This is a genomic window from Staphylococcus pseudoxylosus (assembly GCF_003697915.1).
Lineage (GTDB): Bacteria > Bacillota > Bacilli > Staphylococcales > Staphylococcaceae > Staphylococcus > Staphylococcus pseudoxylosus.
Map to the genome: position 1 here is coordinate 31726 of NZ_RCVN01000012.1, position 26371 is coordinate 58096.

The 26371-nt window shown below is 32.0% G+C and carries 29 protein-coding genes; 9 read left to right on the forward strand and 20 right to left on the reverse strand.

Annotated elements, in window-relative coordinates:
• Positions 1–24 precede the first annotated feature (24 nt).
• The 3 genes from D9V42_RS11140 to tadA all read right to left on the reverse strand — a co-directional run bounded on the left by D9V42_RS11140 (position 25) and on the right by tadA (position 2074).
• Positions 25–591, reverse strand: coding sequence for an NADPH-dependent FMN reductase (locus tag D9V42_RS11140; RefSeq protein ID WP_107555198.1), 567 nt, complete (start codon positions 589–591; stop codon positions 25–27).
• An 18-nt stretch (positions 592–609) separates the two neighbouring features.
• Positions 610–1482 (reverse strand): Cof-type HAD-IIB family hydrolase, encoded by an 873-nt coding sequence (locus D9V42_RS11145; RefSeq protein ID WP_122064970.1) that lies wholly within the window; start codon positions 1480–1482, stop codon positions 610–612.
• Between the two features lie 100 nt (positions 1483–1582).
• Complete coding sequence (gene tadA, locus D9V42_RS11150; RefSeq protein ID WP_107555200.1) at positions 1583–2074, reverse strand: tRNA adenosine(34) deaminase TadA; 492 nt, start codon at positions 2072–2074, stop codon at positions 1583–1585.
• A gap of 64 nt (positions 2075–2138) precedes the next feature.
• On the opposite strand from tadA, the gene D9V42_RS11155 reads away from it, so the two are divergent.
• Both D9V42_RS11155 and D9V42_RS11160 read left to right on the forward strand, forming a co-directional pair.
• Positions 2139–2756 carry a deoxynucleoside kinase gene (locus D9V42_RS11155; protein WP_107531588.1) on the forward strand — a complete coding sequence of 206 codons (618 nt, stop codon included), beginning with the start codon at positions 2139–2141 and terminating at the stop codon, positions 2754–2756.
• Positions 2749–3411 (forward strand): deoxynucleoside kinase, encoded by a 663-nt coding sequence (locus D9V42_RS11160; protein WP_017723521.1) that lies wholly within the window; start codon positions 2749–2751, stop codon positions 3409–3411. The genes D9V42_RS11155 and D9V42_RS11160 overlap by 8 nt, the downstream gene beginning before the upstream one ends.
• A 76-nt stretch (positions 3412–3487) precedes the next feature.
• Here the strand turns inward: D9V42_RS11160 and D9V42_RS11165 are convergent, their stop codons facing one another.
• From D9V42_RS11165 to D9V42_RS11175, 3 genes are all read right to left on the reverse strand, one after another.
• Entirely contained in the window at positions 3488–3877 is a 390-nt protein-coding gene (locus tag D9V42_RS11165) for a hypothetical protein (RefSeq protein ID WP_017723520.1), read from the reverse strand.
• A gap of 82 nt (positions 3878–3959) precedes the next feature.
• A complete protein-coding gene (locus D9V42_RS11170; RefSeq protein WP_107555201.1) occupies positions 3960–4652 on the reverse strand; it encodes an HAD family hydrolase in 693 nt (230 codons plus the stop codon).
• Between the two features lie 106 nt (positions 4653–4758).
• A complete protein-coding gene (locus D9V42_RS11175) occupies positions 4759–5229 on the reverse strand; it encodes a DUF1648 domain-containing protein (RefSeq protein ID WP_122064972.1) in 471 nt (156 codons plus the stop codon).
• Positions 5230–5400: 171 nt separating this feature from the next.
• Between D9V42_RS11175 and D9V42_RS11180 the strand changes: the two genes are divergently transcribed.
• Entirely contained in the window at positions 5401–5619 is a 219-nt protein-coding gene (locus D9V42_RS11180) for a hypothetical protein (protein WP_122064974.1), read from the forward strand.
• A gap of 151 nt (positions 5620–5770) precedes the next feature.
• Here D9V42_RS11180 and D9V42_RS11185 read toward each other — a convergent pair whose 3' ends face one another.
• Positions 5771–6847: a branched-chain amino acid aminotransferase gene (locus D9V42_RS11185; protein ID WP_107555204.1), complete on the reverse strand. Its 1077-nt coding sequence runs from the start codon at positions 6845–6847 to the stop codon at positions 5771–5773.
• 484 nt (positions 6848–7331) lie between these two features.
• Positions 7332–8294, reverse strand: a complete 963-nt coding sequence (locus D9V42_RS11190) for an NAD-dependent epimerase/dehydratase family protein (RefSeq protein ID WP_107555205.1) — start codon at positions 8292–8294, stop codon at positions 7332–7334.
• Positions 8295–8734: 440 nt separating this feature from the next.
• On the opposite strand from D9V42_RS11190, the gene D9V42_RS11195 reads away from it, so the two are divergent.
• Complete coding sequence (locus tag D9V42_RS11195) at positions 8735–9376, forward strand: FusB/FusC family EF-G-binding protein (protein ID WP_122064976.1); 642 nt, start codon at positions 8735–8737, stop codon at positions 9374–9376.
• A 65-nt stretch (positions 9377–9441) separates the two neighbouring features.
• On the opposite strand, the gene D9V42_RS11200 is transcribed toward D9V42_RS11195, so the two are convergent.
• Positions 9442–10332, reverse strand: coding sequence for a LysR family transcriptional regulator (locus D9V42_RS11200; protein WP_107555207.1), 891 nt, complete (start codon positions 10330–10332; stop codon positions 9442–9444).
• A gap of 121 nt (positions 10333–10453) precedes the next feature.
• On the opposite strand from D9V42_RS11200, the gene D9V42_RS11205 reads away from it, so the two are divergent.
• The gene (locus tag D9V42_RS11205) at positions 10454–11629 is read left to right on the forward strand and encodes an MFS transporter (protein WP_122064978.1); all 1176 of its coding nucleotides are present in this window, start codon (positions 10454–10456) and stop codon (positions 11627–11629) included.
• Between the two features lie 471 nt (positions 11630–12100).
• Here the strand turns inward: D9V42_RS11205 and D9V42_RS11210 are convergent, their stop codons facing one another.
• On the reverse strand, positions 12101–13033 hold the full coding sequence (locus D9V42_RS11210; protein ID WP_122064980.1) for a helix-turn-helix transcriptional regulator: 933 nt from the start codon (positions 13031–13033) through the stop codon (positions 12101–12103).
• Between the two features lie 80 nt (positions 13034–13113).
• Between D9V42_RS11210 and D9V42_RS11215 the strand changes: the two genes are divergently transcribed.
• Positions 13114–13755 carry an FMN-dependent NADH-azoreductase gene (locus D9V42_RS11215; RefSeq protein ID WP_122064982.1) on the forward strand — a complete coding sequence of 214 codons (642 nt, stop codon included), beginning with the start codon at positions 13114–13116 and terminating at the stop codon, positions 13753–13755.
• A gap of 106 nt (positions 13756–13861) precedes the next feature.
• Here the strand turns inward: D9V42_RS11215 and D9V42_RS11220 are convergent, their stop codons facing one another.
• A complete protein-coding gene (locus tag D9V42_RS11220) occupies positions 13862–14479 on the reverse strand; it encodes a flavodoxin family protein (RefSeq protein ID WP_122064984.1) in 618 nt (205 codons plus the stop codon).
• Between the two features lie 172 nt (positions 14480–14651).
• Between D9V42_RS11220 and D9V42_RS11225 the strand changes: the two genes are divergently transcribed.
• On the forward strand, positions 14652–15773 hold the full coding sequence (locus tag D9V42_RS11225; protein WP_122064986.1) for a low temperature requirement protein A: 1122 nt from the start codon (positions 14652–14654) through the stop codon (positions 15771–15773).
• 120 nt (positions 15774–15893) lie between these two features.
• On the opposite strand, the gene D9V42_RS11230 is transcribed toward D9V42_RS11225, so the two are convergent.
• The 7 genes from D9V42_RS11230 to D9V42_RS11260 form a co-directional block, all read right to left on the reverse strand.
• On the reverse strand, positions 15894–17201 hold the full coding sequence (locus D9V42_RS11230; RefSeq protein ID WP_107555212.1) for an NtaA/DmoA family FMN-dependent monooxygenase: 1308 nt from the start codon (positions 17199–17201) through the stop codon (positions 15894–15896).
• Between the two features lie 289 nt (positions 17202–17490).
• Positions 17491–17715, reverse strand: a complete 225-nt coding sequence (locus tag D9V42_RS11235) for a hypothetical protein (RefSeq protein ID WP_107555213.1) — start codon at positions 17713–17715, stop codon at positions 17491–17493.
• A gap of 5 nt (positions 17716–17720) precedes the next feature.
• The gene (locus D9V42_RS11240) at positions 17721–19070 is read right to left on the reverse strand and encodes a TRAP transporter large permease subunit (RefSeq protein WP_122064988.1); all 1350 of its coding nucleotides are present in this window, start codon (positions 19068–19070) and stop codon (positions 17721–17723) included.
• Between the two features lie 15 nt (positions 19071–19085).
• Complete coding sequence (locus D9V42_RS11245) at positions 19086–19949, reverse strand: NAD(P)-binding domain-containing protein (protein WP_122064990.1); 864 nt, start codon at positions 19947–19949, stop codon at positions 19086–19088.
• A gap of 11 nt (positions 19950–19960) precedes the next feature.
• On the reverse strand, positions 19961–20617 hold the full coding sequence (locus D9V42_RS11250; RefSeq protein WP_233665155.1) for an RraA family protein: 657 nt from the start codon (positions 20615–20617) through the stop codon (positions 19961–19963).
• 153 nt (positions 20618–20770) lie between these two features.
• Positions 20771–21628 (reverse strand): MurR/RpiR family transcriptional regulator, encoded by an 858-nt coding sequence (locus tag D9V42_RS11255; protein ID WP_107555217.1) that lies wholly within the window; start codon positions 21626–21628, stop codon positions 20771–20773.
• Positions 21629–21951: 323 nt separating this feature from the next.
• Complete coding sequence (locus D9V42_RS11260) at positions 21952–22305, reverse strand: zinc ribbon domain-containing protein YjdM (protein ID WP_017723506.1); 354 nt, start codon at positions 22303–22305, stop codon at positions 21952–21954.
• 271 nt (positions 22306–22576) lie between these two features.
• Between D9V42_RS11260 and D9V42_RS15570 the strand changes: the two genes are divergently transcribed.
• Positions 22577–22708: a hypothetical protein gene (locus tag D9V42_RS15570; RefSeq protein WP_267920538.1), complete on the forward strand. Its 132-nt coding sequence runs from the start codon at positions 22577–22579 to the stop codon at positions 22706–22708.
• Positions 22709–22813: 105 nt separating this feature from the next.
• Here the strand turns inward: D9V42_RS15570 and D9V42_RS11265 are convergent, their stop codons facing one another.
• Both D9V42_RS11265 and D9V42_RS11270 read right to left on the reverse strand, forming a co-directional pair.
• On the reverse strand, positions 22814–23290 hold the full coding sequence (locus D9V42_RS11265) for an SRPBCC domain-containing protein (protein ID WP_107555218.1): 477 nt from the start codon (positions 23288–23290) through the stop codon (positions 22814–22816).
• 259 nt (positions 23291–23549) lie between these two features.
• The gene (locus D9V42_RS11270; protein ID WP_122064994.1) at positions 23550–24920 is read right to left on the reverse strand and encodes an amino acid permease; all 1371 of its coding nucleotides are present in this window, start codon (positions 24918–24920) and stop codon (positions 23550–23552) included.
• Positions 24921–25342: 422 nt separating this feature from the next.
• Between D9V42_RS11270 and D9V42_RS11275 the strand changes: the two genes are divergently transcribed.
• Positions 25343–26350, forward strand: a complete 1008-nt coding sequence (locus D9V42_RS11275) for a fatty acid desaturase (RefSeq protein ID WP_107555064.1) — start codon at positions 25343–25345, stop codon at positions 26348–26350.
• Positions 26351–26371: the final 21 nt, after the last annotated feature.

The following is a 26371-nucleotide window of genomic DNA, read 5'->3' on the forward strand; positions in this document are numbered from 1 at the left end:
ATAAATAAAAATGGCACGTTCACCCTATTTTAAATGTTCGTAAGGACTATTTTTAACGAATGAGATTATTTGATCTACAAATAAACGTGCACGTAATTGGAACTCTTCATTATCTAAGTATAATGTACCATCTTCAAGTTTTTTATAATCTGTGTCATGCGTAGCGATTTGCGTTGGCACCGCAATACCTAATAACGTTCTAACAATCAGTCGTAAGTGTGATAATGGTTCAGAACTAACAATACCACCACTATTACCAATCAAGCCAACTGGTTTCATTTTAAAATCATCCATTGTTAAATGATCTAATGCATTTTTTAAAATACCAGAATATGAACCATGGTAATTCGGACTACCTAACACAAAGAAGTCTGCTGCTCTCGCTTTTTCTTTTAATATGTTTAAATTGTTTTTATAATCTTCACTTGGTTGTGAAGCGCCAGATACATCAAGTTGATGGATTGGGTGCTCTGCCAAATCGAAGATATCAACTTCAAAGTCATGCGCTTCAAAATGTCCTTTTAAATATTTTGATAATGCAGTAGTATGCGAACCTAATTTCGCGCTACCTACTATAATTAAACCTTTCATTTATTACTTCACCTCATACTATTTTTCGTTATTTTCCTTAAGTAGCTTCATAATCGCCTTACCAACGCCACTTTCTTCATTAGAGTCTGTTGCGTATGTTGCTACTACTTTTACTTCTGGCGCAGCATTATCCATCGCTACAGAATAACCTACACGTTCAAGCATTGAAATGTCATTCATGTTATCACCGATTGCCATAACATTTTTCATGTCAATATTTAGTCGTTCAGCAATTGTTTCTAAAGCTATACCTTTTTGTGCATCTGAATGAGTAATTTCAATATTACCTCTAGATGATGATGATATTGCAAGACTTTCTGATTGAGCTAACTTTTCACTAACGCGGTCAATTTTTGACAAATCACTATCAAACGCCAAAATTTTCATTACAATTTCACCTGTCGTATCTTCAATTTTGTCATAATTATCTACCACTTTTAAAGTACCGTTATCAATACGTTTTTGAATACCGGCTTTAATCTTTTCTACATCCGCATGTTGTCCTGCACGTTCCGCAATATCTATATAAATTTCTAAGTCACGTTGCGGATTTTCTGTATAGATACCTAAGTTTGTATACACTTGATAATAGATATCTTCATTCTTAAGTTCATGCGTAATTCTATTGATTAATTCGCGGTTCAAATTAGAAGTGCTCATGATATTAAATGATTCATCTCTCACTTCTGCACCATTCAAACAAATATAGGGCATTTTTAAATCTGTTTGATTCACGGGTGCGTTCGCCTCATAAAAAGCACGGCCTGTTGCTATAACAACAGTAATACCTTGTGACTGGGCGTATTTAATGGCTTTAACATTTTCCTCGGATATTTCATGCGCGGCATTAAGTAACGTACCATCCATATCTGTAGCAATTAAGTTTATCATTCGTTTACCTCGTTCCCTTCTTAGATCGATTACACAAATTTAATTACATCTCATTCTCATTTGCCATAATTTTGTAACATATTCTTATTCTACCAAAAGTTTAGTTATTTGTATTATCGGCTGTTTGTATGATTTTTTTCTTCTTTCTAATATGCCTAAAAAATTCAGTCAATAATTGACTACATGCTTCTTCCATTACACCTATTTCTACTTGTGCACGGTGATTAAATCTAGGTTCTTGTAAGAGGTCCATCAGACTCCCCGCACATCCTCCTTTGGGATCTTTTGCACCATATATCACATGCGGAATACGGCTCATTACAATCGCACCCGCACACATAACACAAGGTTCTAAGGTCACATAGAGTTGGCACGCTTCCAATCGCCAACTATTTAAGTGCTTAGATGCTTTTTGAATAGCAAGATATTCTGCATGTGCGGTTGGATCTTTTTTTGATTCTCTTAAATTGTGTGCTCTTGCAATAATTTCATCATTCTTAACAATCACAGCGCCAATAGGTACTTCACCTATATCGCCAGCTTTTTTAGCTTCTTCAATCGCCATTTTCATATAAAATTGGTGATTTGTCATGTGTCTCACACACCTCACATATGGTACAATATTTATTGTCTATTTTAACATTGGAGCGGAAAATATGAAAAAACATTTTATCGCAATTGAAGGTCCGATTGGAGTCGGAAAATCTTCTTTAGCACATAAACTCAGTCAAACTTATAAATATTACGAAGAAAAAGAAATTATTACAGAAAATCCTTTTTTATCAGATTTCTATGATGACATTTCAAAATGGAGTTTCCAAACAGAAATGTTCTTCTTATGTAATCGATATAAGCAATTTCAAGATCTTGCTTTAATTGATAATGGAATTGTTAGCGATTATCACATATATAAAAATAAGATATTTGCAAATAATACCTTAACCACATCAGAATATAATAAATTCTCAAGAATCTACGATATTTTAACCGAAGATTTAGAAATGCCGAACATTATCATCTTTTTAGATGCTGATTTAGCAATGCTAAAAACACGTATTGCACATCGTAATCGTAGCTTCGAACATCAAATTGCAGATGATTATTTATTAAATCTAAAGCGTGACTATAATGCATATTATGAATCACTTAAATCAGAGGGCGCACGTGTTATACGAATCGACACGACTCAACTTGACTTTGTTAAGTATGATGAAGATTATAATTATATTTTAGAATTAGTGAAACCACTTATTGGAGGACATGAGCATGAATAAATATGGTATTCCACAAGATGCTGTAATTACTATCGCTGGTACAGTAGGCGTTGGTAAATCAACATTAACAAAGGCTTTAGCAGAACGCTTTAACTTTAAAACTTCATTTGAAAACGTCGATAATAATCCATATCTCGATAAATTTTATAATGACTTTGAACGTTGGAGCTTCCATTTACAAATTTATTTTTTAGCAGAACGCTTTAAAGAACAAAAACGTATGTTTGAATACGGAGGCGGTTTCATTCAAGATCGTTCTATTTATGAAGATGTTGATATTTTTGCCAAAATGCATGAAGAACAAGGAACGATGAGTCCTGAAGACTTCCAAACTTATTCTGAGCTTTTCAACGCTATGGTAATGACACCATACTTCCCCAAACCAGACGTTTTAATTTATTTAGAATGTGACTATGAAGATGTGATTCAACGAATTAAACAACGCGGTCGTCAAATGGAAATTGAGACGGATGTAGCATATTGGCAAAAGTTATTCCAACGCTATGAAGATTGGATTTCCGAATTTAATGCGTGCCCTGTAGTTCGTGTTAACATTAATGAATATGACTTACACGAAGATCCCGAGTCTTTAAATCCAGTTATTGATAAAATACGCCATGTCATTGACACATACCGTAAAGTTGATCAACGCTAGACGCTAACTTTGCATAAAAAGTCACTCCCACTAAACTTATTTAGTCGGAGTGACTTTTTTATTCGGGTATCGTCCTTTATTCAATATGACGTCGATAAATGATTTTTTCAATTTCATCTTCTGTCACATATTTACTATAGTAATATTCATCTGTTTGTACTAAACCAAAGGTGCTAGCCTTATCTTGATCTTCGGTACCAATATATAATTGTCCCTCAGTATCTTGATAAAGATCAAAAACAGCGCCACCGTATCTCGCTTCTTGGTACAGTGCATACAGTTCATCTATATCATCGCGCGCAACATGTTTAAAATACAACGTGTGCGCTGTATGATTTGTTGTATTTGCTTCAAAACCATGCGCTAAAGCTCGCTCGTCTTCAGTGACCAATACAACTTCATTACTAATAATTTCCACTACTTTATAAGTTTCACCTTGATAATCGGCGTATTTACCATCAATCATCTAATCACCTCGACACTTATATTAAATATAAAAAAATCATAATATACGTTACGTATATTATGACATAATTTAGAAGTTAAGCCTATTGATTTATTATTTCCACAACATCATTTGCAGTTTCTATTATGTAATCTGCATTTGTAAATTCTTGTTCTAAACCGACACCTGTTAACACTGCGATTTTCAAGCCTAATTTTGCATTAACACCTGTTTGCATATCATTTGCAGTATCACCTACAATAACTACATCTTGAGGCGCTACATCATAATGATCAAATAACGGGTTAAGTACTTCTGGATTTGGTTTTTCGACTGCGTTTGCTTCTGTTGAAATAACCACATCAAAGAAATGATCAAATTTCGTAATTTCTAGAAACTGCTCCACACCTTTTTTAGAATCGCTGGTTACAATTCCCATCTTATAACCTTGGCGTTTTAAGGTTTCGAGTGTCTCCTCAATACCCTCTACTAAGACATTTTCTGGAACACGATTATCTACAAGTGTTTGGCTCCTACTTTGTGCCCATTTAGTTACATCTTGACCTGCAATATCACAGAACGCTCGAACCATTTCATCTAAAGCACCTGAAGCCATAATCGTACCTGGTTGAATTTCTCCATCTACTACACCTAAATACGCGTATGCTGCCTCTCTATCAGCAATTTCATCTTCGTAAACTTCCATAAAATCATCTACAAGTTGTAACCCAATCTTCATCCAACTACGGTCGAAATATATGATTGTGCCATCTTTATCAAATAAAATCCATTTCATCGCTAGAACAGCTCCTATAGTTTCACACTATCTTTGTTTTTAAAACCTATTTTATTTTAATATAAAACGAACGCTGTATACAAATAATGAAGCTGCATTTGTTATATCATTTTCGTTTGTTCTTATAGTCGTTCACTACCAACCATATTAAGGTCACTCCAATAACTATTGCAAATGTCACAAACTGAGAAATGCCTAAATGTATCGATCCACCTTTGATATTATAGATATCCATTGCTCCCTTTAACGAAATAAATAAAATAATTTCAAAGTTCAAGATAGCAACAAAAGTTATATGCGTTTTAATCGCCTTTTTTGTCGGTTGTTTTCCTGTTAAATTAATATCTAGATTTACCAATTTCGGATAATATTTATATAGTTCATACATTAAAAACCATATCATTAAACCTATAAATGGTATGAAAATCAATGCATTTTTATCCCCCCATCCGTCTGGATAATTATATAAATCATAGTGAATAGGTACCGTTTTAGGCAAAGTATTATAATTTATCCACGTATATACCATTAACAAAATAAGCATAATAAAACTAGCAATGTTCAATATTTTATTCATGTCTATGTTCCTTTCAAAAAGCAACTTATACTTCTCTAATACTTGTGTTTAACACTATTTTTTCAAATATTTAATGCTATAAAAAGTTGTGTTAGTATTTAAATGTAAATGTATTTTCTTAAAAATTTAGTTTTGTTTAGTTTTAAACATTTCAAAAAGGAGGTTTGTTTTATGGGTTACGCAATTACTTTTATTGTTGTTGCAGGATTAATCGGGTTATATTTTGCTAAAAGAGAAAAACAAATGTCTCCATTTAGTTGGTTTAAAGGCATTGGTGTCATTATAGTTTCATTGGTTATTGTTGATGGATTTTATCATGTTGATGATATACAAAAAGGTGCTAAAGATGGTATGAAAGAAGCAAATCTTGAAGCAATTACTTCAAAATAACAATTCTATTTGAATACATTTTATCAAATTATACATAAAGCGAGGCTGGGACATACATTGGTATGTCTCAGCCTCAAGTATTATATTAGTTATTACAATTTACTCTCATAATTTAGCTTATTGTTCAATCATCATTATATTTTTGTGTGGTTTAGTATCTTGGTACAACGACTCTCCAGCCTTGTGGGTCTTCAAGTTTACCACTTTGGATACCAGTATAATTATCGTATAAGTTTTGAGTAACTTCCCCAGTTTCATTATTATTAATAACGATCTCAGTTTCACCATATTTCAACTGACCTACAGGAGAGATAACTGCTGCTGTACCTGTACCAAATACTTCTGTTAATTCACCTTTATTGTGTGCTTCAATAAGTTCGTCGATAGATACTCGACGTTCTTCTACTTCATAGCCTAAATTTTGCGCTAATTCAATCACAGTTTTACGTGTAATACCAGGTAAAATACTACCATTTAATTCTGGCGTTACAAGTTTACCATTTTCTACGAAGAAGATGTTCATACTACCAACTTCTTCTACATATTTTTGTTCAACACCATCTAACCACAATACTTGATCATAACCTTGTGCTGATGCATTCGTTTGTGCTAATAGGCTAGCAGCATAATTACCTGCGACTTTTGCATGACCTACGCCACCACGAACAGCACGCACATATTCATCTTCCACATAAATTTTAGTTGGTCTTAACGACTCTCCGCCATAATATGAACCTGATGGCGACAAAATAATTAATAATTTATATGAATAAGAAGGGCGTACGCCTAAAATACCTTCTGTGGCGAAAACATATGGTCGTATGTATAACGATTGACCTTCACCTTCTGGTACCCAATCACGTTCTATATCTACTAATTGCTTCAACCCTTCTAACACTGCCTCTTCATCAACTTTCGGCATATCTAATCGTGACAATGAATTATTAATACGTTTAAAGTTCTCAGAGGGACGGAATAAATCTACCTCACCGTCATGCTTGTAAGCTTTCAAGCCTTCAAATACTGCTTGGCCGTAGTGTAAGGCTTGTGCTGCCGGAGAAAGTTCAATTGGTCCATAAGGCACAATCTTTAAATCATGCCATCCTTGATCAATATCGTAGTCGAAACTTAACATATAATCTGTGAAATATTTCCCAAAACCTAAATCACTTGGATCCGGCTTTTCTTTAAGTATTTCTCGTTGTACAAATTCAATTTTTTCTGACATGATTTTTCCTCCTAATGGTATTTCTTTGAGTATTACATTAAATTATATCAATCCAACGAGTGCTGTTCAATAATTTTCAAAAAATTTAAAATAAAGAAATAATAAGGGAGAGGAACAGAAATCAATTTGCATACGCTGTTTCCGTTGTATTTAACCTCTAGTTATGACAACGGAAAATTAAAAACTTCAAATAATAAATATAATCGATACTTAGCTTTAATTTTCATTATTGAAAAGAGTACTTTAAAAAATTGTTCTTTTAGAATGGATTCATTTCCATTGATCTTAATATAATTATTAATAAAAATAGCGTAGGCATGTTATCAAATTCAAAATTTTGACAACATATCCACGCCGCATTAGACTTTCTATACAATTAACAGACGAAAATACATAGTATTTAGTTTTAATTTATAATAGCAAATGCTCCATTTTTAATTTTCATCACTGCTATTTGATTTTTTAAATCCTATTGATGAGTAACTTATCTTACTTCAGCTGTTTCTTTACCTTCAATAGCATCTAACATCACTTTAGTCATTTTGTTTAAATCGTATTGTGGATCAAAGCCCCATTCTGCTCTAGCACAACTTACATCAATACTATCTGGCCAACTATTAGCAATTGATTGTCTCACTGGGTCTACATCATAGTCTAATTTAAAGTCTGGATAATATTCTTGAATTGCTACTTTAACCATTTCTGGTTCAATACTCATCGCACTTAAATTATAAGCATTACGGTTTATCAATTTAACACCGTCTGCTTCCATAAGTTGGATAATGGCGTCAATCGCGTCTTCCATATACATCATATCCATAAATGTACCTTTTTCAATAAAGCTTGAATAATGTCCTTCTCTTACAGCTTTAAAATAAATATCGACTGCATAGTCAGTTGTACCACCACCAGGTTCTTTAATATGTGAAATTAAACCTGGGAATCTTACACTACGTGTATCAACACCAAACTTTTCAAAGTAATACTGACATAACAATTCACCTGCAACTTTATTCACGCCATACATTGAAGTTGGACGCTGAATTGTTACTTGTGGGGTATTAACTTTAGGTGTTGATGGGCCGAATGCACCAATAGAACTTGGTGTGAAGAATAGTAAATCATGTTCACGTGCAACCTCTAAAGCATTCATTAATCCGCCCATATTTAAATCCCATGCAAACAAAGGATTTTTTTCAGCAGTAGCTGATAATAAAGCAGCCATATGCATAATCGTGTCCGGCTTAAACGATTCAACAAGTTCATTCATACGTGCTTTATCAGTTACATCCAATATTTCAAATGGACCATTTGCAATTGCAGAATCCGCTTCTGGCTCTTTAATATCAGTAGCTAAAACATTATCATTGCCATATAATGTTCTACACTTCACTACTAACTCAGTTCCTATTTGTCCTAATGCACCAGTAATAATAATTTTTTTCATATTTATATCTCCCTTGTATATTACAGAAATCGTAATGTTTTTTCCCAGTGGACAATACCCGTATTTTCAACAATATTATACTATAAAAACGCTTTTTTGTATACTTTGAGTGAACATTTGCTTTGAATTTTAGCAGTGTAAATCGCTAATGTCTACTATTTAGCCATTACATACTTCACTATTTCTAGTTGCTATATCTCTATTTACTATAAAATTCATCTAGTAAATGGTGAGCATTTCCAACATTTGACACACCTGTCATATGTTGGTATAAGTTATTTATTAAGTATTTATGGAGAGGATCATATGTTGCATACAAATGCTACATTGTTAATACAAAGTTTTCGATTAAAATAGTCGATGCTTTGTAGAACTTTTTCTTTTCACAGGGCATCTATCTTATGCATGCAGTTATTAAAATGTGAGAGGAATATCAAATTATGGAAAAACAACTATACCCTTATCAGTTTAATTATATAAAAGAACGGATCGCACATTTAATCAATGTGTATAATTCAGTTAATGACCTTAATACTATCGCTTCTATCCAAGAGACTACACGTGAACAAATGCTCAATACGTTTCAAAGTGTTGATTCATCTATTCAATTAGAAATTGAAAAGTTGATGAATTATCAATTATCAAAAATGCAAGCTGAAAAAATCTTAAGTACACTTCAGGATTATGTGTTGCCTTTCGAACATCCTTCAAAAAAACAAGTAGATAAAGTTTTTAGAAAAGTAAAGAAATTGAAAACACCACTAATCAGTAATGAAGTGCTATTAGAAAGTACATTTATTGGTTGGAACGATGTGGCTTCCAATAGAAAATATATAATCTATTATAATGATTTTGGAAAATTAGATGGCTTTTACGGGGATATTTCAAACCAAACAGTTAAAGGCTTTTGTTCAATTTGTAATAAGGAGTCTCGTGTCACCTTATTCATGAGGAAAACACGCACCACGAGTGACGGGCAATACACTAAAAAAGGTGATTATATTTGCTTCGATAGTACAGTTTGTAATCAACAAATCTCTGATTTGTCCTACTTCTATCGTTTTCTAAATAAAATACAATAATTAAAAAGCAGAACCTATAAGGACTTCAACGTCACCCTATAGGTTCTGCTTTATTTTGTGATTGTTCATTTTCTTAAATATTCTATAAATGTCTTTATTGTTTGTGCATTAGTTCTATCTGATTGTGTAAGTGCCGTAAAATAAATATAATAATCGAACGGTGAACCAATAGGCAACATTTCTATCAAGCCATTCAATATAAACGGATCATCTTCCAACATCAAACTTGACACAATACTTATCCCCAAACCCTCTGACACAGTTTTAATTAACACACTTGGATTATTGGTACGGAACACAATTTTCAATGGGCCGTTGTCATCTTCAAATTGCTTGAAATTGTGATGGTAGAAATTGCGATCGTACAAAACAAAAGGGTATTCACGAATCGCTTTCATATCTATCGTGTTTTGCAATGATAATTTTGATTTTTTAGGCACAATTAACCTAAAATCTGTAGCAATATTCAATGAGTGCGCTACAATGTGCTGCCCAAACTGTTCATTTTCAGCTTTGCCAATCAATCCTATATCAACTACCTGAGCTTCAACCATTTTTAAAATTTCATCTCTATCACTTTCGATTACTTCCACTTCAATATGTGGATAATCTCTCTTGAACGCAGATAATGCTTTAGGAATCATTTTATTGAATAGTGTAGGAATCGTTGCAATTGTTAATGAACCCTCGATATTTGAATGCAGCGCGTCTACCTCAGATAATAATTCACTACGCGCTTCAATAATATCAATCATTAACGGAATCAATTTCTTCCCAACTTCAGTTGGCAAAGTCCCTTTACGTGATCGATTAAATATTTTATATCCTACTTCTGATTCTAGGTTTGCGATGGACTGACTCATCGCAGATTGACTGATATGCATAATATCTGCTGCTTTAACGATTGATTCCGTTTCATATATTTTTTGAATATAAGTTAATTGTTCAAAGTTCATTATCTCACCCCTTTACATAAGCAATACTTATACAAATATCATAAATTCTAATTTTACATTAGCGTATATTAATCATTATAATATATAGTGCATGAAAAATTAATTAAAGGACGGTCTTCGTATGTATGATAAACTCTGGTCAAAAGATTTTATCTCCGTTACAATTGTAAATTTTTTAATGTATTTGATTCATTATACATTAATCGTTACAGTCACGATATTTACTATTGATAAATATCACGCTTCAGAAAGTATGGGAGGATTAGCGGCAGGCATATTTATTATCGGCATGCTATTCGGGCGTTTGGCTTCTGGACGTGTGATTGACAATTTACAACCCAAAAAAGTGCTGCTCTTTGGGATCATCTTTTCTATCATAACAGTTAGCTTGTATTTCGCAATTCATAGCCTGTTAATTTTAATGGTGGTACGACTATTACATGGCATTGCCTTTGGATTATCTTCAACTGCAACCGGTACGATTTCATCAAGAATTATTCCAGAAAAACGCAAAGGTGAAGGTATTGGTTATTATGCACTTAGTGTAACAACCGCATCCGCTATTGGCCCTTTTTGTGGTATCATATTAAATCAACAATTTGGTTTTCAATCTATCTTTATAGTTAGTCTTATCGTTATTGTCGCCGCTTTAATTGTGGCATTATTGATCAAAGGATTACCAAAAGTATCTGTCCAAACATCTAATACTGAGAAAGTCACTGGCGTTGCTGCATATATTCAAAAAGAAGCCCTACCAATTTCGTTTGTTATTATTTTCGTAGGTATTGCTTATTCAAGCGTTTTATCATTCTTAACGGTTTACACAGAACAAATCAACCTTGCTACAGCCTCAAGTTTCTTTTTTGTTGTTTATGCAGTGAGCACCTTTGTCACTCGTCCATTTACAGGTAAGATTTACGATAACTATGGTGAAAATAAGGTCATGTACCCTGTTCTAATCAGCTTTATCATCGGTCTAACACTATTAAGTTTAACGCACACAAGTATTTCATTACTCATTGCTGCAGTGTTTATTGGAATCGGCTATGGTACGATAGTACCCACTGCCCAAGCCATTGCTATTCAACAATCACCTACTGATAAAATCGGCTTAGCTACATCTACGTTTTATATGTTTGCAGATTTCGGTGCAGGCATTGGGCCATTTGTGCTAGGCGTTGTCATTCCTTTGATGGGGTACCGAAATCTATACTTAACTATGGCAGTTTTAGTAATTGTTTCGATAGTACTTTATTACTTTATGCATGGTAAACAACGTGCTCGTCAGCCATATTAATACGTTCTAAATTGTATAAAAAGAAAGAAAGTAATCATTTTATTACCTCCCTTCCACAAAATAGACAAGCCTTAGGTGATAGTTCGCCTAAGGTTTATTTAATGTTTGTATCGTTATTTTTTAAAATAGCAACGGCCATTTAGATCGAAGATCCCCCTTTTATCAATTGATTTATTCAACATAATAAACACCGCCACCGTTTAATTTATCTATTATGGTCTTTTCAATGTAATATTAGCAGTGATTCGGGCCGAGTCATGCGGGAAGCGCACTAGCAGAAGACTACAGGCTGAGTCAGTTATCGCGGAAAGCGTGCACAAAAAACAGCTAACAAAGTTGGAACATTTATCGACAGTTTGGCAGCGAGGTAATAATTTCATCACCTCACTTCTTCTTCATACCTAACAGCAAGTTATCATCACTGTTTCTTCTATTACTTATGCGAGCTATCTTAATAACCTACACATTTTATCATTCATATTTCTTTAAAATATTATTCAACTTAGTGATATAATTTCGTTTGAGTTGGTCTGGATAAACAATCTCCACATGTTCCCCCAGTGAAATTAAGTAGTCAGTCATATAACCCAATTCTTCTTTATTGTATCCCCCTACAATATAAGGACAATTTTCAATATATTCCAATTCCATATTCGGGTATTTTTTCTTCAAAAATAGTTCTACCCCAAAAGGCGTTAATTTGCATTTGAACGGTATATCATTAAATGTTTCTTCGTGATGGTGCTTAATGTCCTCTAATGTTTGTCTAGAAAGCGTCTCTCCATCTTCATTAATCTTTAAATCCAGAATGTAATCGCAACGATATATACCCCAAACATGTTTATTTAAGTCATAAGCACTACAGAACCATATTCCATTTCTATAAAACAAATCATAAATTTGAAGTTCTGTTTCTTCGTATTTGTATTGCGTATAAGTAATAGAGACGCTATGCTCATTCATAATCGATGTTAATATTTGATCCAAATAAACTGAATTATTAATTGGTGCTACATTGTAATAATGAATATATTTTAATACTTTGGCAATATCATTTTGTTTTTGATCAGGTAGACTGGCAAATAATTTTTCTTTTATTTGATCATAAGATTTTTCAAAGGGCGTCGTAGATAATATATCTAAAGCTTTAAGTGCAAAAAATATCGCCAAAATTTCATTATTATTAAAATAAATAGGCGTTAATAAATTTTGAGAAATTAACTTATAACCACCATATCGGCCATTTTCTACATAAAGTGCCAAACCCATAGCTTCAAGTTCTTGAATATCTCTAAGTGCAGTTCTTTTAGAAATATTAAAAGCCTGCATAATATCTTTTAAATGAAAAGTAGATTTATTACTTAAGAAAATAAGTTCTTGATTAAGTCTTTCAGATTTTTTCATAATATCTCCTTCAATGGTGCCGTATTTAGGCACCTTTAAGCTTTATACTTATCTTATCAAATAACTAAGGAGTATGTACTATGAAAACTTTAATAATTAACGCTCATCCTAATTTCGAAAATAAAGATAGTTTTTCTTACAAACTACAAAACATGTTTTTAACAAAATATAAAGAGACTTTCCCAAATGAGAAACCAGAAATATTAAATCTATATGAAATTAATTTACCTCGTATAGAATCAGCACAGTTATTAAACATTTGGAACAAGCAACGTGAACACGAATCACTGACATTAGAAGAACAACAAATATCTGATATGACATCATCTTTACTTTCACAATTTAAGTCACATCATAGAATAGTGATTATTTCCCCGCTTCACAATTTTAATATAACGTCTCGTTTGAAAGATTATATAGACAACATTATGATTGCACGCCAAACATTTAAATATACTTCTGATGGTTCAGTCGGTTTGATGACTGATGACTATAAAGCTCTATATTTACAAGCTAGTGGCTCAATTTATACAAACGACGATCGCTATAAACCTTTAGAATTTTCTTATCAATATCTACATGCCATGTTTACAGATATTATGGCATTTGATGCTTTTTATATTGCACGTGCTCAAGGAACTGCAATATTGCCGGAATCGACTGTTTTACAAAATGCTGAAATAGACTTAAATCAAAATTTTACAGCTTTTTATGATTTATAATAAAAAAGCACAAATACACTCAGTTTTATTATGAAGCAATAATAGACTCCATTTAAAGTTTTTACTTTAAAATGGAGTCTATTAAAATCTTTCATCTTATCTTATTTTATTCATTTAATTTATTCCCTTTATTTGGTAATGGTGTTTTTCTCAACATTGTAGCCATGTGCATTGTATTATAAGCCAGCCATTTGATATGTCTTTTAGTGAATTCATTTTCATGCTTTATATCCATATAAGAAGGACCGGGACCAGCTTCTCCTACCCAATACGCATCAACGTTTGGAGGAATCGTAAAACCAATATGTGATAAACCATAAATAATAGAAGCAGAAGCATGTTTAGCGCCATCCTCGTTGCCAGTTACAATAACGCCTGCCACTTTATTATAAAAAATAGATTGTCCTTTACTATTCTCTAATTTACTAGAACCATAAAGTCTTTCTATAACTATAGTTGCTACACTACTTTTTTCGCCAAGCCACAGAGGCGTACCAATAATTACAATATCAGCATCTATTACTTTTTCTAATATTTGGGGCCACTCATCATCTCCCCCCATATCATCATCTATACCATAAGATATACTATAGTCATTGACTCTAAGCATCTCTACGTCTACGCCTTCTGATTCAAAAATACTTGCTGCCTCACCTGCCAAAGCTTCAGTATGCGATAATTCAGTTCCATTTTTTAATGTAGTATTTAAAATGATTACTTTCATAAAAGCACTCTCTTTATATAGTCATTATATTTATACTTACCACTATATAACATGCATAAACTAGTCACTAAAACCATAAATTAATTTATGGTTTTTTGTCTCTAGAATTAAAAATTTGGTACAATATTCAATGACATTATTCTAAAAATAATTATGAAAAGAAGAGTTGAATATGAAAATACAAAAGAATCGTTATTTTGATGTAAAAAAAGTAGAATTTATAGAATTATTTTTTGACTTAATTTTTGTCTATGCAATCTCACAAATGTCTCACACAATATTGCACTTAGAACATGCCATAATGCCTGGTATTTTATTTTTCAAATATGGCGTAATGCTATTTGTATTTGTATCTGTTTGGAGTTATCAAACCCTTTATACTAATAGATTTGGTTTAAATAATACTAGGGATCTTATGTTCCTTATGTTTAACATGTTTATTACAATTTATTTATCTAATAGTATAAACACAAACTTCGATAAAACTTATGAAGCATTTTTTCTATGTACTGCTATTTTGTTTTTAAGTATTGGACTCCAATATTTACTTACGTTTTCTGAAAATATTCTTCAAGAAGAGAAAAAACTTTGTTTAGTTTACGGTTTAACTTCAATATTTTCTAGTACCCTTATTTTTATAGGTTATTTTATTCCTGGAAATACACATTATAATATGCTTTATATTGCTATAATATGTTGTTTACTCTTCCCTTTGTTTGGAATTAAAATATTGCAAAGATCACCGGTTAATATGCCACATCTCATAGAACGCTATAGCTTATTTACAATTATTATGTTTGGAGAAAGTATGGTCGGTTTAGGTTCATTGTTCAATATTCATCATTTTGAAATCATATCTATTTTCCAATTTTTAATTATTTTAGGCCTATTTGGAAGCTATTGGATTAAATTAGAGTCCTTTATGAATCCAAAACAAAAGTCTACGGGACTTAAACTATGTTACACACATATCATTATATTTTTTGCTTTAGGTTTAATTAATGCTAGCGAGATATTTTCTGAAGAGGTAAGCATTAATCCTACATTTGAAATTACGCTTACATTTGTAGCAATATCACTATTTTATCTTGGGATGTTGTTGAATATGACATACTTTCATCAAGCGTACAAAACTAAAAAACTGTATATTTATATAGCACTCATCCTTATCTTGTTCTATATCATTAATCTATTAATTCCTTTTCATAGTTTAACATTTACAATTCTAGTATTTTTAACTGTAGCAACTGTACTCGGTATATTTATGAAACTGCGTTATAACAATAAAACTTGAGACATCACTATCTCTGATTAACAAATAAACGTCAAATGCTATAACTCCATAGCATTTGACGTTTATTTGTTGTCATGAAATTTTAAAGCTTGTTTTGCTATTATATGTTGCATTAACATGCTATTCCACTACGCATTGTAAATTTTCTCTCAAAGTTGTTCCCGTATACGCTTTTCTAAATAAGCCACGCTCTTGCAATATAGGAATTACTTTATCAATAAAAGCTTCAAACATATCTGGATAAGTTGGCGGCATAAGTGTAAAACCATCACAACATTCCTCTTCAAACCATTCTTGCATCATATCTGCAACTGTTATTGGGTCTCCAACAATTGTCTTATGCCCCATCCATGTACTCACACGCTGTGCTAGTTCTCTTAATGTAAGCGACTCTGTTTCTATAGTACTTCGTATCGCTTCATAGCGCGCTTTCGACACAACTTTTGTTGTTAAGTTATCATAAGACGGTAAAGATGGGACTACAGCATCTAAATCCCATCCTTCAACACTTTGTCCGATACTTTGTTCAATCTGCTTAATTTTTTCATTCACATCTATGAAACAATCTAGTGTCGCTCTTTTTTCTTCAGCTTCTTCCATCGTATCTGCAACATAAACAGTCAAACCTGGTAAAATCAACGGTCTATCTTCAGACTTATTAAGCTGCTCTGTTCGTTTCTCAATATCTTTCAAAAATCTCTTAGCGTCTGCCTTATTCCAAGCTACTGAAAAAATCATATCTACAGCTTTCGAAGCAAAATCACGACCAGGAATCGACGTACCAGCTTGACACAAAACCGGATATATTTGAGGGCTAGATGGTAAATTTATAGGGCCTTTTACCTTAAAATAGTCTCCTTCATGATTAATTTCATTTACTAGGGACCACTCTATGCCTCTGCCAGACTTTCTATCATTAATTAATGCATGACTATCAAACGATTGCCACAATTGTTTCAATACATGTACAAATTCTTCTGCTTTTTTATACCTTTCATTTAAAGGAGGAAGTTGCGTCATTGAATGATTACCTGCTTCATTGTCAAATTGTGAGGTAACAATATTAATACCGGCCCTTCCATGACTAATATGATCTAAACTACCTATTAAACGTGCTGTATTGTATGGATCATAAAATGTAGAAGATAACGTTGCTATTAACCCAATATGTTTCGTTATTTGTGAAATAGCAGTCAAGGTAGTGATAGGTTCTAAGAAATATGATAAATGCCCTGTATTTTCTTGAGAAATATATTGCCCATCTGCTAAAAATATAGCATCTAAACAACCACGTTCTGCAATTTTAGCAATTTCTTGTTGGTATGTAATTTGGCCTATTTCATCAATCCTAGAGTGTTCTAGTCTCCATGAAGCAGGATGTAAACCTGTACTATAAATAAGTGAAACAATATGCATCTTATTCTTCATAATATTGTCTTCTAATCCCCTTATTACTATGAAATTTTTATCACTATAATCTAACAAAGTAAGATATTACGAAAAATTTCACAATATTTTAATTACACATAGTATATAAAAACAATTACTTTCATGCACCTAATTTAAATATTTTTTACACATAAAGATTATCACGTTCAAATAATTAGTACATTAAAAATAGCCACTAAATTCTTTAAGGAAATTGAAGTTAGTAGCTTAGGCTTATTAATTTATTCATTTCACTTCAGACATACAACACACTTTTGATACTTTAACTTTAATTTTTATCTTTATATTTTGGGAAGTAACCTAATATAAATGCTACTCCTGAAAATATTGCGGCTAAAATAATAGCGGGTGTTAACAACATATCATTAACTTTTATAATAAATGCTCCGTTAAGCATAATTAATCCAAGTAGTTGTGCACTTACCATAATAAGTGCCGTTACAATTGAGAGTAATAAGAAAATTCCGAAAACTTTTTCCAGTAATTTTTCCATAAATTTTATCCTCCCCATATTGGCAATATACCCATACCTATAAGCCAACCTATAATAATTACAGGCAGTGCATAAAGTACAATCAACATGCCAAATGTTTTTTCAGGTTTAGCATCAACAATCCCTGAAGCAATGTAAATAGATCCTGAGGCAGGTGGCATTTGTGCCGATGTAGAAGCAAACGTCATCACTACTACTGCAGAAATTAATGGCGAGAAGCCACTTGAAATTAAAATTTGATAGGAAACTAGCCCTACTGCCGTAAGCGTCCCAGTAGATGTTAAAGGTCCAGCAATAATTGTAATACCTACACCTATGAGTAATAGCGTTAACCAAGCTGGTGCATTCGCCGTTTCTATAAGAAAGGCAATATTATTTGATAAACCTAATTTAGTTAAAACTTCACTAGCTGCAACAGCAAAGAATATTAAAGCACCAATTGTAGTAAATCTCGGTATTGAAGCTTGAATAAACTTCATAAACTCCGGTACTGTTTTTGGTAAATTTTTTCTTTCTAATATAAAGGCGATAGTAATCATTAAAGTTGGTATCCATACAACGATATCTATACTATCTAATGATTTTTCTCCTATTGATGGTATACTTACTAGTTTTTCCCCTAATGGTCCAATTGTTATAGCTAAAGGGATGATAGCACCAATATATAATAACATCGAAGTCCACCCTCTTTTAAATGAACTACTTAATGGCTCTAATTCTTCAATAGAGAATGCTTTTATATTCTGTTTCTTTACAAAGAACCAAATCATTATTAATCTGTGGGCAAGTTGATATAATGATGCAACAAATAATGCTATAAAAAACTCGCCAACGCCTACCGCCGCAGCAACTGGAGCGAAGCCAAGTATGATAAACATTGAAGTAGTTGGTGGAAATACGGATGCCATACCACCATTCCCAACCATGACTGATGCGGCAATCTCTTTCTTCCATTTATTTTTCAACATCCAAGGTCCTGTTATCGATCCTGTAGCAGCTGTATTACCAGAATCACCACCTGATAATGTCCCTAATGCAACTGAGCCCATCGCGTCCATATAAGCTGGCGCTCCTGGAATCTTTCCTACCATAGAATTTAAAATTGCTAATAGTTTTTCAACAATCCCTAATCTATCAATAATATAGGCCATAAATACAAATGCTAGTGCAGCATAAAGTACTGAAAATGTTGCTGCAAATGAAAAACCATTTGCCAGTAATCCTAAAGCTTCTTTGCCACCTAAAAGACTTGACGCAATAAACCCAATTAATGATGCTTCACCTAAATTTCTTTTTAAGAAAACGCTCCATATAATTAAAATAGATATAAAAATTAATAAAGCCAATATCCCCATATACATGCCTCCTATTTATTTTTGATTGTAAGCCTTTATTACGTTAGACCAATCATCAACTTCATCTCGTAATTTACTTTCTAAATTTGCTTGAGTTATATTTTTCAATTTTTGAATCGTAGCTTTAGTCATTACAGGTTCGATACGATGGTGTTCTAAAAATTCACTTACATTTTTCATTTCTTTCTCACGACGCTGTGAATGTTTTACGTTACTTTTTATATATCTATTTATAATTTCTCCAAAATCATCTTTATCCATCGTACTGGTGATAGATTCATATATTTCCTCTGTAATATTAAGATGTTCTGCAGATGCCATAACTTCAAATAATAATGCAGACAATCCTTTTGTAAATATACTCCTCACAAATTTAAAATTAGTAGCATCGCCGACTTTTTCATTTAATTTAGTAATATTCATCCCAATTTGATTACCTAACTCTATAAACTTATTTGTTTGTGTTCCAGATGCTAATATCGGCACTTCATTTTGATATACTTTTAATGCACCAAGTATTGCAGCATCTATGATTGTCATGCCTTTGTTGTACATCATTTCATTTATCTTATTTTTCTCTTCAGAACTAGCAGTTGTTAAATCTACTAGTACGGTTTCATTCGCAACGACATCACTTATTTCTGACCAAGCTTCTACAGTTTTTGTCGCAGGAACAGCAACAAATAATATAGATAACGTTTGTTTTGCTACAATTTCTGCCTTTTCAACATAGTTAATCTCTGTTCTTTCAGATAACTTTTTAGAATCTGCGCCTATCCGTAATGGATCATAAGCATATATACGATTTACTTCATGTTTACTAAATCCTTTAGACAATTCTTTTCCAACTTCTCCAAATCCTATAAATCCTATATCCATGTTATCCACCCCTATTGATTTTCAATGTTTTCTCTTAACCAGGACGGCTCTATTGTGCTTTTGTCATCCCCCTGATCCAAGTTAAATGACATGATTGTCTTTAACCTTTTTTCTTCATATATTAATTTTTCTTCTGCTTTTACTATAAACGCTTCTGCTTTTTTATAAGGGATGATTGCAATGCCATCCTCATCTGCAACTACAAAATCATATGGATTTACTAATACGCCTCCACATTGAATTGGTATATCAAATGCACCTGGTCCATTTTTTCTCGGCCCTTTAGGTATAAATCCATTTGCGTAGATTTGTATATCCATATTTTCTAATTCTTTTTTATCTCTGATTAAACCATCAATAATTATTCCTTTTATACCAAGTTTTTCTGCTGCTGCTGCCATCAAGTTCCCCATATAAGCAGAAGTTGTAGAATCTTTTCCTTCAACAATCAATATTTCTCCTGGTTTTGCCTCATATATTCCAAGGTGCAAATAGAGATTATCTCCTGGATAAAGTGATACCGTTCTTGCTTGCCCGACAAGAGGTTTCTGAAAATTAACTGGCTTTAATTTATGATTCATAACATTTTCAAATTTCATGCTATCTGCAATTAACGTTGAACTTAGCTTCTCTAAACGCTTTAAAATCTCATCATTATTACCATTCATTGAACCACCACCCATTTGTAAGATTTATTACAAAATAATTATTGTTTGTAATATTATTTACAAAGTTACCACTTGCCCAAATAAATGTAAATCCTTACATATAAAATTACATAAAAAAACAAACCATTATATTTTTAAAACGGTTTGTTTTTCTTAGTTATTCGTATGATATTTTATTTGTTTTAATATTTCATTTATATCATCTAAGCGACTTGAATTCTTCTTAGTTTCTTTAACTGCCAAAGCATTAATCAAGTAATCAATGACTACAAGTGACAATACCGGTGAATTGTGAAAAGCTAAACTGTTAGAATCACAAGGTAGAATTACATCTGCGTAATCAACCAATGGAGACGAAAATGTATCTGTTATTACAATAATCTTCACACCTTTATTTTTAGCGATTTTCACGAAATCATTAATACGCTTAGCATATCTAGGATAACTAATCGCCACTAACACATCTTGAGCATTCATTGACACAACTTCATCTACCCAATCTGAAGTATCCGCTACTATAAGGTTACAGTTGCCTTTTATTCTATTTATATTTTGTGAAAAATAATGACCTGCAGGCAATCCACTTCTCACACATGTACAACAAATATTGTTAGCATTTTCAATTAAATTTATAGCTTTATCCAAAGTTTGCTCATCGAGCTGGTTTGAAAATTGTTGTAATTGTGTAGTATGAAAATTAACCGTTTCTGTCCACAAATTATCTTGCTCTATATTTTGTAAATTAGAAGCTAACCTGGATTGAGGTGCTTTACCATCTTTTATAAAATTTTGAATGTCTCGTTGCAACTCTGTATAACCAGAGTAACCTAATTTACTTGCAAGACGCATAATTGTTGTAGTACTGGTACCAACTTTCTCAGATAATTCGTTTATAGTATCAAACATGATATCTGTTGGTTCTTTAGTTATAAAATTGGCTACCTTTCTTTCTGATTGAGATAAGTTTTTTATATTTTCTTTAATTTTTATAAAAATGTTATCTTTTGACATATACTCAATCTCCTCGTAATCAGTAATTAAATTCGTATTTGTTATCCGAGAAAATTATAGTTAAATTTCATATCTACCATAATTAACGAATGTACAATAGTTAGATTTATAATAACATATAGAAATATACACAACATATTGTTTTAGTATGTCATATCATATTTATTATGCAGTAATTACATTTGCTCATATATTAGCGTAATCTATCCGTTATTTATCTTTACTAAATATAAATAACAAAAAAAGGGTGAGACAACGAATTCCCATTTAAATCAAATCCGTATCCCATCCCTCAGTGTTATTATTTTATGCTTAATTTTGCTCTAGCCTTTTAATTTCTTTACAAGTGAAGATTTTAATCCCACTAGTCCAATTTTATCAACTTTCGCATCGATGTCATGTCCGTCGTCAGGTTCAACTATTTTTATACTTTTTACTTTCGTACCTTGTTTAATTACAAATGATGTACCTTTTACTTTTAAGTCTTTAATTACTGTAACAGCATCCCCATCAACTAGTTCCTGCCCGTTCACATCTCTTGTAATTTGAGCTTCTTTATTCTCATTATTTTCAGCTTCAGACCATTCGTGACCACACATAGGACAAACAAATAAATTTCCATCTTCGTATGTATAACTTGAATCACATTCTGGACAATTAGGTAAAGTATATTCCATGCTTAGACCTCCATTAAATTATTGTCTTGCTTTTAATCTACCATATTATAAAATATATACTCTATTTTCTCTACTTTTTTGTTAAAATCGTCATTTATTTTTTAACCTTATTTTTGTCTTAATTATGCTACCAAAGTCTACATGCTATATTTTTTAATAATGATAATCATATTATTTTCTTATCTTTTTCAATTAATTTAAATAAAAATGTTTATTTGCATTGATAAGTGGAAAGGTACTTGTGTCACAAATCTTAAAGGAGGTTTTTATAATGAGTAAATTTGACGAGTTTAAAGACAAAGCAAAAGATAAGGTTGACGAAGTAAAGAATGATAAAGATAAGCAAAATGAAGTGAAAGATCAAGCTTCAGATAAAGCAAAAGACTTAAAAGATAAATTTTAATTTTATAAACTAAAAATGAGCTAGGCCACTAACTATTATGGCCTAGCTCATTTTGGTATTAATCGACTATTACAACAATAAAAACTAAACTACTAAATTTAAACCTTAGCCTAAATCAAGTTTTGTTTCTACTTCATCTTTTACACTGTCAAAATCATATTCACTTTGGTCCAAGGGTTTGCCTGTTTCTGCCACACTTTTTATACTTTGCAGTTGGAACTGCCAACCCGAAAAGTCTAAAATGATGTGCGGAAAATCAAACGGTAAGAACTCATCTAATATAAGTACTGTTTCATGTCCACTATCATACAAATCAAATCTTACTGCACCGGTATCCCATGTGTAACCAATAGCTACATTATCTTCGAAAGCAGTAATTTCCATTTCTATATCGTCTTGTTCATCCATATGAAATGTCATCTTGCCACCAACTTTGCGTTCATTAAATGATAATTGAGGAAACCATTTCTGAACACCCTCAGTCGTGCTTAATAAATTAAAAATAGTTTCACTATTATTATCAATAGTTATTTTCAACGTTTGATAAGCACCTTGGTCATCCTTTGCATATACAGCTTCCATTTCAATGTAACCTCCTCTCACAAATCAAAATTTAAATGTATTATTAAATATTGTCACAACACATACGGTAATTTTCTTAAATCTAGCAGAGAACAAAAAATAATGTTTTATTAAAATAACAGCTTTGTATTAATCCAGTCTTAGAATTGATAGTCCACCATAAGATTATTGATGATGGACTCATAAGAACCATGGGGGTGTTTCACTCTAACCATCTACTATTTAAATGATTACACAGCCTAACACCCTACTTATATTCCTAGCTGTTCACTTCCAATTTACGCGCTTTTCTTGTATATCTCAAATAAATTAATGCAAGTAGGATAAACCATATTGGTGACAAGACAATACCCATTCTCGTATCAGGTACAAGGAATAAAACAATTAATATAAAAACAAAGAATAATTGAACCATTCTTGCCATGTTTACGCCACCAGGTAACTTAAATGAACTTTTTTTATGATGCTCTGGATGTGATTTTACATATTTTGCATAAGCATGCATGATAAACATCCACACAATAACTAACAATATAGTTGATATTGCTGTTACATAAAAGAATACTTGTGTTGCATTAGGTATTAAGTAATTAAGCAATACTGTTATAGATAATAATGCACAAGTCACTAAAATTGCGATATACGGTACGCCTTTTTTATTCGTTTTCATCAGTAAATGATGTGTTTGTTTTTTCTCTGATAAGCCAAATAGAATTCTACTATTCGCAAAGATACCACTATTACACGCAGAAGACGCAGCTGTTAATACTACAAAATTGATAAGTCCTGCCGCAAATGGCACACCAATTAATGCAAATAAGCTAACAAAAGGACTATTATTTGGATCAATATCTTGCCACGGAATAATAGACATCATTACCGCTAATGCTCCAACATAAAATAATAAAATTCTTATTGGTACACTATTAATTGCTTTCGGTATAGTTTTTTCTGGATTTTTGGTTTCTCCAGCTGTAATACCTAAAATTTCAATACCAGTAAACGAAAACACTACCATTTGGAAAGACATAAAAAAGCCAGATGCTCCGTGTGGAAAGAATGAACCATTATTAAAAACATTAGCTACACTCGTTTGTCCAAAAGGTGTCTGTATCGCAAATACTATCATTACAATACCTACAACAATCAAAGCGATGATTGTAACTACTTTTATAATTGCGAACCAAAATTCTAATTCACCAAACATTTTTGTACTTGTTAAATTAAATGCCATTAATATCAAAATACATGATAAAGACGTAATCCAGTTAGGTAAATCTGGTATCCAAAATTCTACATATTTTGCAACTGCTGTAATTTCAGCCATACCAGACGTAATCCAAGTTAACCAATATGTCCAACCAGTTACAAACCCCGCAAACGGACCTATTTGATCATGTGCGATGTCTGCAAATGTTTTGTACTCTGTGTTATGTAATAACATCTCTCCCATTGCACGCATAAACATAAACAATACGAAACCGACAATAATATAAGTTAGTAAAATGGATGGCCCCGTTAAACTTATGGATTGTCCTGCCCCTAAGAATAATCCTGTTCCAATAGCGCCACCAATCGCAATAAGTTGAATATGTCTATTGCTTAACTCTCTGTTTAAAGTATTCGTCATAAAACTAGCCCCACCTCAGTTGTTTTTAAGCACGCTTAACATATGCGCTATTTATTTCCCCTATGTCTTACTATAAATAAACTAATTTAAATATTGCATGCATATATCTCACAATGCTTGGTTGTATAATATTCTTTTTTTCTGAAAATTACAACTATTGGTATAAAATTTTTTAAATATCATTGAGTTTTTACAATTTTTTATTTTTCAACGCATTAATTGATTAAAATATAAACATTTAAATTAACTGAGAATTAAATTTTATTTTTAGATAAAGCTTTTTACTAGCCATTATTTCACTTTTCATTAAAAAGTATTCAAATAATTCAAATAAATGTTTGTAATAGGTGTCCTACTTCTATACACTGAATTAAACACTTCAGTACAAATTGATTTCTGAGTGAATAGAAAGTTTGGTGTAAATGGAAAAAGATAAAAAGAAATTGTTACGTAAGATGGTCAAACCGTTTGAAAAAACGAGCTATACAAAAAGTACAATCCAAATAATCAATACAATAATTCCCCTCCTTGCGTTGTTAGTAGCAAGTGGGTTTTTATATCAAGTACATTGGTCATTAGCAATTATTAGTAGTATATGTGCTTCAATTTTTTTAATTAGAACGTTCATTATTTTTCATGACGCATGTCATGGTTCATATCTAAAAAAACAGAAGCATAATGATTTATTAGGTAATGTGACAGGTTTTTTAACCTTCTTTCCCTATCGAAAATGGCGTAGAGAACATTTAATGCACCATGCAGGTAGTGGGAATTTGGAGAAGCGTGGCATTGGAGATATTTGGGTCATGACAGTTGAAGAATATCAAATTTCGTCTCGTTTTAAACGTTTAACTTATAGATGTTATCGCAATCCTTTTGTAATGTTTGTTTTAGGACCGTTTTTCTTAGTATTTGTATCTAATCGCTTTAACGCAAAAGGTGCTAAAACAAAAGAACGCACAAACACATGGCTCAATAATATTTTATTATTAATCATTTACGGTGGTCTTATTTATCTATTAGGAGCTAGTCAATTTTTTGCTATTTTTGCACCTATGGTCTTTATTTCTGGAATGATAGGTATTTGGCTTTTTTACATTCAACATACCTTTGAAGATTCCTATTTTGAAGAATCATCTGAATGGGATTATGTTAAAGCAGCTATTGATGGTAGTTCATATTATAAATTACCAAAATTCATTCAATGGATAACTGGTAATATTGGATATCACCATGTCCATCATTTAAATCCTAGAATTCCAAATTATGCTTTAGAAGCTACGCATGACAATGTCACACCATTACATCATGCAACCTCAATTACGATTAGAGAAAGTTTCGCTTCGTTAAAATTTAAATTATATGATGAAAGTCATAAACGTTTTATCACATTTAAAGAATTTGCATTAAGGCAAAAACAGCCCTCGTAAATACAATATTACTTATACGCA

Bases quoted from the DNA above. Each gene is read 5' to 3' on its own strand.
- D9V42_RS11260 (WP_017723506.1), bottom strand. From the start codon at position 22,305: ATGGAATATACTTTACCTAATTGTCCAGAATGTGATTCAAGTTATACA.
- D9V42_RS11180 (WP_122064974.1), top strand. From the start codon at position 5,401: ATGGGTTACGCAATTACTTTTATTGTTGTTGCAGGATTAATCGGGTTA.
- D9V42_RS11160 (WP_017723521.1), top strand. From the start codon at position 2,749: ATGAATAAATATGGTATTCCACAAGATGCTGTAATTACTATCGCTGGT.
- D9V42_RS15570 (WP_267920538.1), top strand. From the start codon at position 22,577: ATGAGTAAATTTGACGAGTTTAAAGACAAAGCAAAAGATAAGGTTGAC.
- D9V42_RS11190 (WP_107555205.1), bottom strand. From the start codon at position 8,294: ATGAAAAAAATTATTATTACTGGTGCATTAGGACAAATAGGAACTGAG.
- D9V42_RS11255 (WP_107555217.1), bottom strand. From the start codon at position 21,628: ATGTCAAAAGATAACATTTTTATAAAAATTAAAGAAAATATAAAAAAC.
- D9V42_RS11200 (WP_107555207.1), bottom strand. From the start codon at position 10,332: ATGAACTTTGAACAATTAACTTATATTCAAAAAATATATGAAACGGAA.
- D9V42_RS11145 (WP_122064970.1), bottom strand. From the start codon at position 1,482: ATGATAAACTTAATTGCTACAGATATGGATGGTACGTTACTTAATGCC.
- D9V42_RS11165 (WP_017723520.1), bottom strand. From the start codon at position 3,877: ATGATTGATGGTAAATACGCCGATTATCAAGGTGAAACTTATAAAGTA.
- D9V42_RS11185 (WP_107555204.1), bottom strand. From the start codon at position 6,847: ATGTCAGAAAAAATTGAATTTGTACAACGAGAAATACTTAAAGAAAAG.
- tadA (WP_107555200.1), bottom strand. From the start codon at position 2,074: ATGACAAATCACCAATTTTATATGAAAATGGCGATTGAAGAAGCTAAA.
- D9V42_RS11215 (WP_122064982.1), top strand. From the start codon at position 13,114: ATGAAAACTTTAATAATTAACGCTCATCCTAATTTCGAAAATAAAGAT.
- D9V42_RS11235 (WP_107555213.1), bottom strand. From the start codon at position 17,715: ATGGAAAAATTACTGGAAAAAGTTTTCGGAATTTTCTTATTACTCTCA.
- D9V42_RS11270 (WP_122064994.1), bottom strand. From the start codon at position 24,920: ATGACGAATACTTTAAACAGAGAGTTAAGCAATAGACATATTCAACTT.
- D9V42_RS11210 (WP_122064980.1), bottom strand. From the start codon at position 13,033: ATGAAAAAATCTGAAAGACTTAATCAAGAACTTATTTTCTTAAGTAAT.
- D9V42_RS11140 (WP_107555198.1), bottom strand. From the start codon at position 591: ATGAAAGGTTTAATTATAGTAGGTAGCGCGAAATTAGGTTCGCATACT.
- D9V42_RS11275 (WP_107555064.1), top strand. From the start codon at position 25,343: ATGGAAAAAGATAAAAAGAAATTGTTACGTAAGATGGTCAAACCGTTT.
- D9V42_RS11230 (WP_107555212.1), bottom strand. From the start codon at position 17,201: ATGAAGAATAAGATGCATATTGTTTCACTTATTTATAGTACAGGTTTA.
- D9V42_RS11265 (WP_107555218.1), bottom strand. From the start codon at position 23,290: ATGGAAGCTGTATATGCAAAGGATGACCAAGGTGCTTATCAAACGTTG.
- D9V42_RS11220 (WP_122064984.1), bottom strand. From the start codon at position 14,479: ATGAAAGTAATCATTTTAAATACTACATTAAAAAATGGAACTGAATTA.
- D9V42_RS11240 (WP_122064988.1), bottom strand. From the start codon at position 19,070: ATGGGGATATTGGCTTTATTAATTTTTATATCTATTTTAATTATATGG.
- D9V42_RS11250 (WP_233665155.1), bottom strand. From the start codon at position 20,617: ATGAATGGTAATAATGATGAGATTTTAAAGCGTTTAGAGAAGCTAAGT.
- D9V42_RS11225 (WP_122064986.1), top strand. From the start codon at position 14,652: ATGAAAATACAAAAGAATCGTTATTTTGATGTAAAAAAAGTAGAATTT.
- D9V42_RS11175 (WP_122064972.1), bottom strand. From the start codon at position 5,229: ATGAATAAAATATTGAACATTGCTAGTTTTATTATGCTTATTTTGTTA.
- D9V42_RS11155 (WP_107531588.1), top strand. From the start codon at position 2,139: ATGAAAAAACATTTTATCGCAATTGAAGGTCCGATTGGAGTCGGAAAA.
- D9V42_RS11170 (WP_107555201.1), bottom strand. From the start codon at position 4,652: ATGAAATGGATTTTATTTGATAAAGATGGCACAATCATATATTTCGAC.
- D9V42_RS11205 (WP_122064978.1), top strand. From the start codon at position 10,454: ATGTATGATAAACTCTGGTCAAAAGATTTTATCTCCGTTACAATTGTA.
- D9V42_RS11195 (WP_122064976.1), top strand. From the start codon at position 8,735: ATGGAAAAACAACTATACCCTTATCAGTTTAATTATATAAAAGAACGG.
- D9V42_RS11245 (WP_122064990.1), bottom strand. From the start codon at position 19,949: ATGGATATAGGATTTATAGGATTTGGAGAAGTTGGAAAAGAATTGTCT.